The 12,757-nt window shown below is 33.5% G+C and carries 15 protein-coding genes; all 15 read right to left on the bottom strand.

The genetic code is table 11. The annotated features are described in order from the left end of the window. Nucleotides 1–29: 29 nt before the first annotated feature. Nucleotides 30–293, bottom strand: coding sequence for a EutN/CcmL family microcompartment protein (locus EG57_RS0201745; RefSeq protein WP_029159469.1), 264 nt, complete (start codon nt 291–293; stop codon nt 30–32). Continuing rightward, nucleotides 290–592 (bottom strand): BMC domain-containing protein, encoded by a 303-nt coding sequence (locus tag EG57_RS0201740; RefSeq protein ID WP_029159468.1) that lies wholly within the window; start codon nt 590–592, stop codon nt 290–292. Before EG57_RS0201740 ends, EG57_RS0201745 begins: the two co-directional genes overlap by 4 nt. Before the next feature lie 18 nt (nt 593–610). Continuing rightward, the gene (eutJ, locus tag EG57_RS0201735) at nt 611–1,456 is read right to left on the bottom strand and encodes an ethanolamine utilization protein EutJ (RefSeq protein WP_032075583.1); all 846 of its coding nucleotides are present in this window, start codon (nt 1,454–1,456) and stop codon (nt 611–613) included. Then, nucleotides 1,438–2,139: an ATP--cob(I)alamin adenosyltransferase gene (locus tag EG57_RS0201730; protein ID WP_032075582.1), complete on the bottom strand. Its 702-nt coding sequence runs from the start codon at nt 2,137–2,139 to the stop codon at nt 1,438–1,440. Before EG57_RS0201730 ends, eutJ begins: the two co-directional genes overlap by 19 nt. Nucleotides 2,140–2,145: 6 nt before the next feature. Further along, nucleotides 2,146–2,592: a EutP/PduV family microcompartment system protein gene (locus EG57_RS0201725; RefSeq protein ID WP_032075581.1), complete on the bottom strand. Its 447-nt coding sequence runs from the start codon at nt 2,590–2,592 to the stop codon at nt 2,146–2,148. Next, nucleotides 2,589–2,942 (bottom strand): BMC domain-containing protein, encoded by a 354-nt coding sequence (locus EG57_RS0201720; protein WP_029159464.1) that lies wholly within the window; start codon nt 2,940–2,942, stop codon nt 2,589–2,591. The genes EG57_RS0201725 and EG57_RS0201720 overlap by 4 nt, the downstream gene beginning before the upstream one ends. 40 nt (nt 2,943–2,982) lie before the next feature. Continuing rightward, a complete protein-coding gene (gene cutD / locus EG57_RS0201715; protein ID WP_032075580.1) occupies nt 2,983–3,936 on the bottom strand; it encodes a choline TMA-lyase-activating enzyme in 954 nt (317 codons plus the stop codon). A gap of 179 nt (nt 3,937–4,115) precedes the next feature. After that, the gene (gene cutC / locus EG57_RS0201710) at nt 4,116–6,656 is read right to left on the bottom strand and encodes a choline trimethylamine-lyase (protein WP_032075579.1); all 2,541 of its coding nucleotides are present in this window, start codon (nt 6,654–6,656) and stop codon (nt 4,116–4,118) included. A gap of 49 nt (nt 6,657–6,705) precedes the next feature. Then, a complete protein-coding gene (locus tag EG57_RS0201705; RefSeq protein WP_032075578.1) occupies nt 6,706–8,175 on the bottom strand; it encodes an aldehyde dehydrogenase family protein in 1,470 nt (489 codons plus the stop codon). A 27-nt stretch (nt 8,176–8,202) separates the two neighbouring features. After that, a complete protein-coding gene (locus EG57_RS0201700; RefSeq protein ID WP_007059297.1) occupies nt 8,203–8,505 on the bottom strand; it encodes a BMC domain-containing protein in 303 nt (100 codons plus the stop codon). A gap of 27 nt (nt 8,506–8,532) precedes the next feature. After that, nucleotides 8,533–8,829, bottom strand: a complete 297-nt coding sequence (locus EG57_RS0201695; protein ID WP_029159460.1) for a BMC domain-containing protein — start codon at nt 8,827–8,829, stop codon at nt 8,533–8,535. Between the two features lie 68 nt (nt 8,830–8,897). Then, the gene (locus tag EG57_RS0201690; RefSeq protein WP_032075577.1) at nt 8,898–9,164 is read right to left on the bottom strand and encodes a hypothetical protein; all 267 of its coding nucleotides are present in this window, start codon (nt 9,162–9,164) and stop codon (nt 8,898–8,900) included. Beyond that, nucleotides 9,151–10,257 carry a membrane protein gene (locus tag EG57_RS0201685; RefSeq protein WP_032075576.1) on the bottom strand — a complete coding sequence of 369 codons (1,107 nt, stop codon included), beginning with the start codon at nt 10,255–10,257 and terminating at the stop codon, nt 9,151–9,153. The genes EG57_RS0201690 and EG57_RS0201685 overlap by 14 nt, the downstream gene beginning before the upstream one ends. Nucleotides 10,258–10,353: 96 nt before the next feature. After that, nucleotides 10,354–11,448 carry a membrane protein gene (locus EG57_RS0201680; RefSeq protein WP_032075575.1) on the bottom strand — a complete coding sequence of 365 codons (1,095 nt, stop codon included), beginning with the start codon at nt 11,446–11,448 and terminating at the stop codon, nt 10,354–10,356. Nucleotides 11,449–11,917: 469 nt separating this feature from the next. After that, nucleotides 11,918–12,742 carry a MerR family transcriptional regulator gene (locus tag EG57_RS0201675; RefSeq protein ID WP_032075574.1) on the bottom strand — a complete coding sequence of 275 codons (825 nt, stop codon included), beginning with the start codon at nt 12,740–12,742 and terminating at the stop codon, nt 11,918–11,920. Between the last annotated feature and the right edge of the window lie 15 nt (nt 12,743–12,757).

Genomic DNA, 12,757 nt, shown 5'->3' with positions numbered 1-12,757 from the left:
GAAACTGCTAACTCTTATGGATTCTGAACTTATCCAAAATTACAATCTTCATCAATCATCCCAATAACAACTGCATCTACAGGAATATCATCATTTCCTAACATTCTTCGTGCAGATGATCCAGTACTAACTATGACTCTGTCTCCAATACCTGCACCAATGTTATCCACAACAATAAATCTTCTTCCTGCATCTGTTCCTCCGATTTCCTCTGCAAGCATAAATTTAAGTCCATTAAGCGAGTCTGCTTTCCTAGTTGCCCATATATTATCAATAAGCCTTGCTGCTATCATATTGCTTTTACCTCTTTCATTTTAAATTTAATTTCATCCAATGCAGATTGTACAGATGCTGTGTCACCAAAAATTCCGATTAAAACCATATGTTGAGGACACGTTCCTCTTATATCTTCAACGGTAACTCCAACAGCCTTTTCAGCAATATCCGCAGCATAAATCATATCAATAAGCTTACCTTGAACAAGTCCTATTGCATCGCTGTTATCTAAATCTGTCTTACAGTTTCCACCCATTCGTCTTCTTAGAATGTCTTTAGTGCTTTCAGAAGGCGATTTTATTATTCTAAAATCCACTTTTAAACACTCTCCTTATTACTCAATAATATCTTGAGTGCAGCTTAAGGCTATACCAAGTGGTGTCACAAACATAGGATTCTTAGGTTTATGTGTATAAACTCCTGTCTTTTTTTCAATTATTTCTTCCATTCCTGTTAAACAACAAGTACCACCTACTAAAGAAATTTCCTTAACATCATAATTCTTAATATTATAATTAATAATTGATGCTACTTTTTCAACTACCGGTTTTAATACTGGTAAAATTTCTTTATGATTCTTGTTATCTCTTTTGAATTTATCTGCCTCTTTAAAAGCCATTCCATATGCACCCGAAATAACTAATGAAAAATGAGTACCACCTGTAGGTTCATCAACAACATAAATAACTTTTCCATCTTTGAGCACTGATATCCCAGTTGTTCCACCACCAACATCTACAACTGCACCATTTTCAATTTTAAGTAAAGCATTTGCAGCAGTAGGTTCATCTAAAAGGTTTGTCAATTCAAAACCTGCAGCTTGAACTACATTTTTAATTGCTCCACCATCTAAGGAGTCTGTTCCTGGTGGTATTGCTGCTGCAGCATAAAGAAGTTCTATATTAAGTTTTTCTTCAATCTCCTGTTTAAGCTCTTTAACAAGCTTTACTGCTCCAATATAATCCACAACCATGCCATCTCTAACTACATCAGCATATCTATATGCCCCTGCAACAGGCTCATAGTTTTCATCTAAAACTGCTAGCACTACACATGCAGTTCCTAAATCTACACCTGTATAATAAACAGAAGAGTTATTGTGTATTGGTTTTTCTATAACTTCTTCGAATTTTTTAACCATTTGATCACAATATTCAAAAGTTAGATTTTTCTCTGACATTGTTTTCCTCCTACTGCTGAACAAATCAATTGTGACAGCGAATTAATTATTGAATTAACATTATTTATAATTCTGTCTTTTAAATCGTCATCATCATTTTCATAAGCATCAATTATTTCAAAGTGTAGTTCTCTTAAAGCACAACGAAGTACATGGGTTTTTAATATTACATTGCTTTTATCAAGCTGCATATGAAATTCTGTTATTTCAAAACAATCTTCAAGCTCAGTTGTGAAATTTAATGAATTCATGTCAGTGCACTCTTTAAAAAAAACGGGTTCAAGCGTACCTTTTCCTTCCACAACATTTCTTATATTTGATATTTTTCTACCCAAACTTATAACATTTTGTGCTAAACTAATATCTTCTTTTAATATTTCACTGCTAGTAACAAGAAATGTTGCCTCTATAGATCTCAACTTACAACAAAGCTTCTTTTTTAAGCTAAAATTTAAATTCGAATTAATTTTTTCATCTTGCTTTACCGATTCTACCTGTTTCACAGCTTTTATTTGATTATGAGGCTTTTCCTTTGAATCATCAGTAATCAATTTTATTTTTTTATCAGATAAATATTGAGCTGCTCCAGGTGTAAGGCGTTGTCCCTGTTGTAACTTATAGGTATCAAAAGGTTCTTTTCTGTATAAATCTCTTAAATACTCTTCGGTAATAAATTTGATCATAGACCTTTACTCCTTACCTTTTTCAAATAAATACTTCTTTAAGGCATCAATTCCTGTTCCCACTTTGAAACTAATGTAAAAATATGGTTCCAATATTCCTATATTCTTTAGTTGTCTTACACATTTCTCTTTATTTTCAAGCATAAGATCACATTTTGTTATAACTCCAATCACTGGACATCTAAAAGATTTTGCAAATCCAGGGGAGTATATTTCAGTACAATTAGACTGATCAACTACTATAAGCACATAAGCTGCATCCTGAGCTGCTGCAATTATATGTTTATACATCCATGCATTTTCTATATAGGCACCTGGAACATCAATGGTATTTTTACCATAAATCAAATCTGGTGTTCTCCTTAATGGTCCATCATAATCATTTAATGCATTAACTAAAGTAGTTTTACCACATCTTGAGGGACCAATTACCATTATTCGTTTTTTTCTCATGTTCTTGTGATGGGAGCAGGAGTAAATCCAAGCATACTTTTCAGCGTATCATTTACTGCATTAAGTGCTGTTTCCACACTTTGTACATCACCATTTATTACCACAGACCCTGTAAAACGATCTAAAAATCCAATTTCCACATCAGCAGCCTTTGTGGCAATGTCCGCTGCAATAATAGCAGTTTCATAAGGTGAAAGAGTTAAAATACCTATTGCTCCTTTTTCATCAATTCCAAGACGCTCATATATATCATGCATTGGAGATGCAATAACATGTGCTATAGTAATCTGTTTTCCTGGAACAGATTCTTGTATGATACGCTGTATATTCCTATCAGAAAAATCTCCCATAAATCTTACCTTCCATCTTAATTATCTATTTGAAAATTATTTAGTGACGAATTACTTTTGCAGATAAATCGTACTGTTTAATCCATTCTTCTATTCTATTCAAATCCTCATCAGTCAAACTTGGATCATCTTTTATAGGATATTCCATTCCTAATTGTTTATATTTATTTACGCCCATTTTGTGATATGGAAGTAAATCAATTCCTTTAAAGTTTCTGTAATCTTTATATGGCTTTAAAAACTCCATTGTTTTTTGAATATCTTCTCTTTGATCATTTACACCTTTAAGTAATGGCATACGAATTTTAACATTATATTTACGATGAAGTAATTCTTTAAGATTTTCTAAAATCTGTTCATTTCTAACGCCAGTCCATTGAAAATGTTTATCAGAATTAATGTGCTTAATGTCAAATAGGAATAAGTCTGTAAATTCTGCAACTTTAAGTACTGACTCCAGTTTTGCATAACCACAAGTTTCAATTGCAGTATTTATCCCAGATTGCTTACATGCCATTAACAAGCTACTTGCAGCTTCAGGCTGCATTAAAACTTCACCGCCACCTAATGTAACTCCACCACCAGAAACTTCATAAAAAGTTCTATCTTCCTCTACGATTTTTAAAAGTTCAGAGATGGTTTTTACTTCCCCAACTATTGATATAGCAGATTTAATGCAAGCATCCTTACACTTACCGCATCCAATACAATCAATATCATTATTAACTTCATGCTTTAAAGTTACACTATTCATAGTGTGTATGCCTGTAGGGCAAACAGAAACGCAAGCCCCACAATCAACACATAAATTACTTTTAAACATAACTCTATTTTTTTTAATCATTCCTTCAGGATTTGCACACCACTTACATCTAAGAGGGCAACCTTGAAAAAATATTAAAGTTCTTACTCCATCTCCATCATACATATTGTATTTTTGTATATTAAAAATCGTAGCTTTTCGTTCAATTACACCTAAAGTTCCATTACTCATATTTTTCATTCTCCAATTTTATTCATGCTGATTTTTAATATATATTTAATGAAATTCTTTCTTCTTTTAAAGGAAACTCCTTCTCCTTCTAGTCGAATGAGTAAGCGACCATCACAAAATCACAGATTTCGGATGCCTGCTTAACCGATTCACTACAAATCAAAATTTCAGTTCTATACTTAGAAATGTGTAAGCATAGTTCTACTAATAATTTCATCTTGAACATCTTTACATAACTCAACAAAGAATGCGCTGTATCCAGCAACACGAACTATTAAATCACGATACTCTTCTGGGTGCTTTTGTGCTTCAAGTAAAGTATTGTTATCTAAATAGTTAAACTGCATTTCTCCAAGTTGAAGAGCACATGCACTACGTAATAATGTAATAATTCCTTGTTCACCTTCTGGTGTATCAAGAAGACCAGCTATTAGCTTAAAGTTATGAACCATACCTATATTCATATCTTCGCAACTCATCTTTGAAACAGATTTAATTATAGCAGTAGGTCCTTTATAATCTGATCCTTGAGATGGACTTATACCATCTGATAGCGGAGTCCATGCTTTACGTCCATTGGCTCCAGCTCCAGTTAATTGTCCAAATGGAGTATTGTTTGAGATTGATAAAGTACCATGGCTAAGCACTGAATACAATGTCTTATATTTACGGTGCTCTTGCTCAGTAAAGTTGATTAAATCAGCAGCAATTAAATCTGCATAATCATCATCGTTACCATATTTAGGAGCATCTAAGCACTCTTTTCTTAATTTTTCATATCCAACAAAATCAGCCTTTAGAGCTTCATTCATTTCTTGTAATGTATATTTTTTATCATCAAATACTAATTTTTTTATAGCTGCCATGGAATCTGTATAAGTAGCAAGACCGCTCCATACTACTCCAGGTCCGAAGTTATACATAGCTCCACCTGCTTCTACTCCTCTACCATTTTCCATACAACCTTCATACATCATAGACATAAGTGGTTTTGGTGCAAGGTCTCTGTGAACACGTTGAGAAATTACTGTAGCAACACTTGTCCATTTAGTTATATATTTAATTTGCTCTTTAACAGCTGCTTCAAACTGTTCATAAGTTTTGAAATTACCTAAATCCCCCATATCTGGGCATACTTGTTTACCATACCATAATGGTACACCATGGTTAAGAACAAGTTCTATACATATAGGCCATTGAGTATATCCTGTAGAAGTCCATTGATATAATCTTCCTGACTTTTGCGGTTCAACACATCCCATTAAGCAATAATCTCTTGCATCCTCTATAGAAACACCTTTAGCTAACATTATTTTTATATGAACATCATCAAAGTGACATGCTGGGAATCCCATACCTGCACGAATAACATCAACTATTTTCTTAAGATATTTCTGTGGTGAAGCTTTGTGTATACGACATGCTAAAGATGGTTGATATATTTTAACATGACGAACTGCATCCATTAAAAGATAAGTTAAATCATTTGTAGCATCACGGCCTTCTCTAGTAACACCACCTAAACACATATTAACGAATGGCTGATAGCCTGCAAAGAACTTAGAACCACCTTCACTTGTTATCCACATCATTTCAGACATTTTTATAAGCATACAACCTGATAGTTCAAATGCTTCAAAATCAGTCATGCGTCCAGCTTCGATATCAGCCTTATAGTATGGATACATATACTGGTCAACACGTCCTATTGACATACCTGTTTGGTTTTCTTCAACTACAAGTAATGATTCTATAGTCCAAACCGCTTGGATTGCTTCCCAGTAAGTAGTTGGCTTATGTGCTGGAACCCTAGCATTTATTTCAGAAATCTTTTGAAGTTCTGCTTTACGCTTAGGATTGGTTTCCTTTGCAGCAAGCTCTGCTGCATAATCTGACATACGTTTGGCATATATCATAACACCTTCAGCAGTATCAATTAATGATTTATAAAAATAGATTTTATCTATATCTTCTGGCTTTTCATAATTAAGTTTAGCTAATTTTTCTTCTGCTTCTCTTTTTATGTCAAGCATACCTTTTTTCATTAAGACAACGTCATATCCTGGATTAGAGTCTCCTCCACCATTTACTGCATGATACGAACAATCTGAAACAAAGGATTCTCCTGAAAGTTCCCATACTCCAGCTTCACGATACTGATCTTCACAGTATTCATCAACTGATTTACCTTGCCAATATGGGAATAATTCCTCACGCATGACTCTCTTATCTTCTTCTGAGATATAAAATGGGTCTTGTGGACGAGTTCCTATTGTGTCAATTTCATCAACCATCCATCTCCAAGCTATATCAGGAGAAAATGCTCCTGCACGAGGCGCCCCATTTGGTGCTCCAACAATAAGTTCATTGTCTTGAATTACAAGTGGTGCAGTTTCGCAACAATGTTTGAAACACTTACCACGTAAAACTGACTTAGGGATACCAGGGTTTTCTTTAGCTATTTTAGTAATAGCTCTTGCACGATGAGTTGTTATAGTTGGAACATGCTTTAAATAAGTTTCCTTTAACTTAACTAAACGCTCTGTTATTCCATCTGGAATTTTCCCATTATTATTCCCTGCAACATGTATATGAGCTGGTTCTTCTTTTGTTATTTCTTTAGAAACACTTGAAAACATCTTCATTAAACCTGCACGTTCTTCTTCAGACATGCCTTTAGTAGCTTCCATAAACTTATTTGAAAATTCACGAATATCCACTTTAATTACCTCGCATTCTTTAACATATTTCATATTTTAAATATGATTTCTATTTTAAGTTACCTATAATTTTTTTTAAAACATCCTCTAATAACTTGATATTATCTATTTCATTTGAATTTAATTTATTGCCTTCAATATTTACTGTTTTAACAAGTTCATCTACACTTCGAACTCCATATCCAACTTTACGTACATATATTAAGTTCATAGGTGAAACATTATCCGAAGTCATTCCATCCCCTGCAGAACCACTCCCTAAAGTCATTGATGGAAATAGATTGGTAGTTGCTCCCATGCTTCCAAAAGTACCTGGAGTGTTAACAAGCACTCTACCAACAGGTTTTTTTAGTGCAAATTGTCGAATAACTTCTTCATTCTTGGAATGTATAATAAGGGTATGTCCCTGTCTTTCACTAAGCAACAGCTCTATACATTTTTCACAAGCATGCATCCAGTCATCTTCTATATAAAAGGCTAATACAGGACATAACTTTTGCTTTGAGTAAGGATTTTTTGGTGAAACAAACTTTTGCTTACAGATGAGAAGTTTTGTGTCCTTTTGAACATTAAACCCAGCATTTTTCGCTAAATATTGTGGTGATTTACCTATTATGTCTAGGTTTGTACTTCCATCTCTCTCTAAGAAGGTAGCTGCCAATTTTTCGGATTCTTCTTCTGTCATAAAGTATGCACCATTTCTTTGAAGTTCTTCTTTTACTTCAGCTGCAATACAACTATCAACGACAATTGATTGTTCAGCACTGGATACAACTCCATAATCAAAGTTTTTACTATCAATAATATCTTTAACGGCTCTTCCTATATCCGCTGTACGCTCTATAAAGGCTGGACCGTTTCCATTACCACCATAAATTACTGGCTTGCCAGATTTATAAGCTGCATCAAGCATTTCCTGAACTCCCGTATTCATTATAAGAGAAGTATCTTTATGATTCATAAGCTCTAATGAACCACTTGGAGTTACTGTATGCAAATATGCAAGAGCACCTTCTGGAAGTCCTACTCCCTCTGCAGCTCTAATTAAAATATCAATTGTTTTACCAATCGTGTTCTTAGCTCTATGATGAGGTGAAAATATAATCGCGTTTCCTGATTTAATTGCAATTAATGCCTTATATATAGTTGTAGAAACAGGACTTGTAGATGGACAAAAGGCTATAATTACACCCATTGGCACTCCAACTTCTTTTGTCTTTCCTACTTTATCTTCACTAATTATCCCTACACACTTCATGCCTCTAAGTCTATTTTTCAGATATCTGCATACAAAGCAGTTTTTGATATATTTATCTTCCCACTTTCCATATTCAGTTTCTTCATTAGACACTTTAGCAAGTTCCTTTAAATGTTTTTCAATCTCTTCAGCCATACGTTCAACTATCTCATCAAGCTTTTCTTGCGAGAAAGTCGCTAATTTTCTTTGTGCTTCACGAGCATTTTCAACAAGAATTCTCGCTTCTTGCATGGAGAGCAAATCATTATCAATAATTCTCATTTTTCTCTCTCCCTTATCAGTTTTATATTAAGGATTCAAAGTTTCAAGTGAATAGCGTTTTATTATTTTATCAAGATCTTCATGAGGACTTGCAATAACAACTGAACTGTAAACTTCAGACCCCATATCTTCAACGGCTTTTACACCAGTTTCTACAGCTGCTTTACATGCTCCTACGTCTCCACGAACTAGTACTGAAATATAGCCAGAAGCTACATTTTCAAATCCAATTAATTCAACATCTGCAGCTTTGCACATTGCATCTGCTGCCTCCAAAACATAGACTATACCAAACGTTTCTATTAAACCTAAAGCTTTGTATCTGCTCATATATAGTTCCTCTCTCCCAATTTATTTTTATAGATCAACATCATAGATTGAAACAATTTCTCCAATATCCTTAATTGGTCTTGGCATAACATTTTGCGCTGTTAGTTTTCCTATTGCTGAAGCTGCAACAGCTCCTGCTTCTACAGCAGCTTTAACGGCAGCAACATCACCTTTTACCATAATTGTAACAAGTGTAGAACCAACATTTTCATATGATATTAGTTCAACATTAGCTGCCTTTAACATTTTATCTGCAGCCTCAATTGCAGGAACCATACCTAATGTTTCAATAAGGCCTAATGCCTCTTCTCCGTAGTATCTCATTACATATTCTCCTTCCTATTTTGCGATATATATGTTTTAAATTATTTAAACAACTACACTAAATTTTATTAATCTTTAATATATTTATTTATTGTTGCAGCTCCATCTTCATGAGCATGATAATAAACAACTAATTCTCCACTTTCATCTAATTCAAATCTTGTTTCTTCAATAAGGCCATTTGCTTCAGCTGTCATTAACGCATTGATTACAGCCTTCTTTTTTAGAGCTCTAAAATTTCCATATTCTCCTTTTAATGCTTCTATAACATTATCAGCAGAAGCTTCTTCAACTTCAGTAAAGTGTTTCAAAATAGCATAATTAAGCGGCTTCATCTGTTAAACCTCCCATATCATTTTTTTTTCTAAACAAGTCAAGTGGATTCATAGATATTGTAAGGATACCAAACATCATTATTACAGCTCCAATCCAAGCAACTGAAGGTAATGACCATCCATCCTTTCCTCCATAAACGCCTAACAATAGTAGACAGAATAATGGCCCAAAGAAGGAATATGTACCATTACATGCAGTACCAAGTCCTGCTCCACACATACTGTTTCCAGCATACCATGTCATGAAAGTAATAACTGATAAAAGACCACTTAGTATAAACCATCCCATTGCCGAGCCACTTGTAAATGCCTGTGCTGCAAGATTAAAAGAAATACCAGCTTTGCCAGCCATTATTCCTAAAACTGGAACTACAATAAATAAATTAGCTATACCTGAGGTTACTTGACGAATAGCAATACCAATTTCATAATCAATCATTGCTGTACCATACCCAGCTACACAACCCTCAAATCCCCATCCAAGAGCTGCTATAATAGCTATACCGAATCCAATAAAAGTTTTTGTTGAAGCTGCACCACTGGCAAAGCTTGTACTTCCAATTAAGAAACTAGCAAATACACATATTAAAATACCAAAGGCCATACGTTTATCTAATTTCTGTTTGAATAATATTTTGCCAAGTATTGCTGCAATTGCAGGGCATAGTGCTGATATCGGAACGACTATTGAGCCAGCCATCTGAAGAGCTATAACATAAGCTGTACCAGCTACAGGTCCTCCAATTAGAGCTGCTAATATCATGACACGCCCTGGTTTTGTTTTAATACATCTTATAAAGTCTCCAAATTTACCTCTAATTACTGAATATAAAATTGCCCATACAGCACTGACTGAGTCATTTATTGCATTACCAAGTGCTGCAACTAAGTATGCTAATACAAATGCTGATAATCCTGCTGTATTAGCCCCATACCAATCTCCCCATACTCCTTTTGTCATTCCCATGGTTAAGAATGCTGTATACATTCCATAGGTAAGTCCTGAAAATAAAGCTAGGGATATACCTTTCTTGAAGAAATTACTTGTTAATTTCTTCTTTGCAACTATTGCTGCTTTTGAAACTTCATTCATAAAATTAAAACTCCTTTCAATTAACCTTTTTTTATCTTAGTTACTTTTATATATTAAAATTGCAGCATCATCTTCTTCTGCACGATAGTAAACATTTTATGCTGTCTCATTTTTATTAAACAAATCCATTGGATTCATAGCTATTATGAGAATACCAAACATCATTATTACAGCTCCAATCCAAGCTATTGGAGGTAAAGTCCATCCTTGCATGCCACCCATTACTCCAAGAACTATCCAACAACAAAATGGTCCCCAGAAAGAATATGTACCATTACATGCCATACCAAGAGCAGCTCCACACATGCTATTGCCGTTATACCAGCTCATATAGGAAACGAAAGCACAAAGACCACTTAATGCAAACCATATCATTGCAGGCCCACTTGTAAAAGCCTGAATAGTTAAATTTGTAGAGAACTTAATTCCATTTCCAAATACCAAACTAAATAGAGGTACTAATATTAATAAATTTGAAAGTCCAGATACTGCTTGTCGAATTGTAATACCAATTTCTGAATCAATCATTGATGTACCATATCCAGCTACACAGCCTTCAAATCCCCATCCAAGAGCTGCTATAAAAGCAATACAAAGTCCTAAGAACATTCCCTTCGGAGCATCGCCACCAATACTAGTACTACCAATCATAAAGCTAGATAAAACACAAATACCAATACCAACAAGCATACGTTTGTTTAACTTTTGTTTAAATAATATTCTTCCTAGAATTGCACCAATTGCTGGGCAAAGTGCTGTAATCGGAATAACAATAGAACCTGCCATTTGCAAAGCTACTACATAAGCCGTACTTGAGATAGGTCCACCTATAAGAGCCGCTAATATCATCACACCACCTGGCTTAGTCTTAAGACATCTAAAAAAATCTCCAATCTTACCTTTTAAAGTTGCATACCCCACTGCCCAAAGAGCACTGCAGGTATCGTTTACCGCACTACCAAGTGCAGCTAATACGTATGTTATAACAATTGCAGATAAACCTGCTTTATTGCCACCATACCAGTCAGCCCATATTCCTTTCTTCATTCCCATGGTTAAAAATGCTGAATAAAATCCGTACATAAGACCTGAAAAAAGAGCTATTGAAATACCTTTTTTAAGAAAATTAGATTTTAAATTATTTTTTTCAACAATCGTTTCTGAGGACATAGCCTTTGAAACTTTCTCCATAAATAGAACTCCTTTCATATATTTAATTGATACTTTTTATGCTGCCTTCTTTAAATAGAACCTTGTAATGGGAATATTTTATGATTGTCATGATCTGGGATATTTCAAATCTTTAAATTATTAAATAACTCTTCATTCATATCTTTTAATGCTTTTCCTTAATGTAAGTAAATTATATTCCTTTCCCTATAGGGTAAAGTCAATACAAATTTCACAAGAATATTCTAACAAAAACTAAAACTCTATATTTACGCTGTATTTAGCTTTACATTTTAATTTTTTAATCGATTTCAATTACTTTATTATCCACATTATGAAATTTATATAAAGTAATCTTGGTATATTTTTCACAATACCAAGTATATTTCATAAATATACTTTCCCCTACGGTTAATGTTTTTAATATACTAAATAAAAAAATATAAGCAGTAAATAATCATTTAAAATAATTATTTACTGCTTATACCTTCTATCTTTTAATTTTAATCATAATCTCTGTTACATATTTATCAGTATTTTTAGTAGTCCAATAATCTGTTACATATCTTTCATAACATTCCTCGGAACATTTATAACCATGTTCTTCAGTCCACTTTTCTATCTTTTTATATGTTTCATCAATATTCTCGTGAGCTCCTATATGATAGCAAGAAGCTGCCATCCAGCCACCATACTCAATGGTTTCTTCCTCTTTACATTTTAAAATATTTTGCTGCATTATTTTCATCTTATTGCATTTCCCATTCATTTTATCTTTATATGATGGAAAAGCTATTATCACAGGTCCTGTTATTGCATTATTTATTCTATCTATATAATTATTAAACTCTATATTAATTATAGAATCCATATAATCATATTGAAAATCCTGATTTAAAAATACTAATTTTTTGTTATCTATATACTTTATAGCCACATCACAAACATTATTTTCGAGAACCATCTGTGCCTCAACTATAAGATCACGCCAATCCTTGACTGATCTTATTTTTAAGTTTATCTCTCTATCAAGTTCTTCTAATTCATCAATCTTTTTCCTAAAGCTTTTATCAACGAAATCATAAGTTGTTCCCTCTAGAAAAGCCCTCATTTCTTCCAATTTGAACCCACTCTGCTTATAATATCTTATAACAGGTACAGTCAATAAATTTTCCTTGCTGTAATATCTGTAGCCATTTTCATTACTTACTTTATCTGGTGATAATATATTCATTCTGTCATAATATCTTAGCGCCTTTTTTGTTATTTTACAAATTTCTTCAACTTTCCCTATAGAATATAGTTCCCCAGCCATAATTACTCTCCTTTT

Origin of the sequence: Clostridium drakei (assembly GCF_000633595.2) — a bacterium.
GTDB lineage: Bacteria > Bacillota > Clostridia > Clostridiales > Clostridiaceae > Clostridium_AM > Clostridium_AM drakei.
Note: the sequence above shows the minus strand (reverse complement) of the source record. Positions and strands in the feature narration are given on the sequence as shown.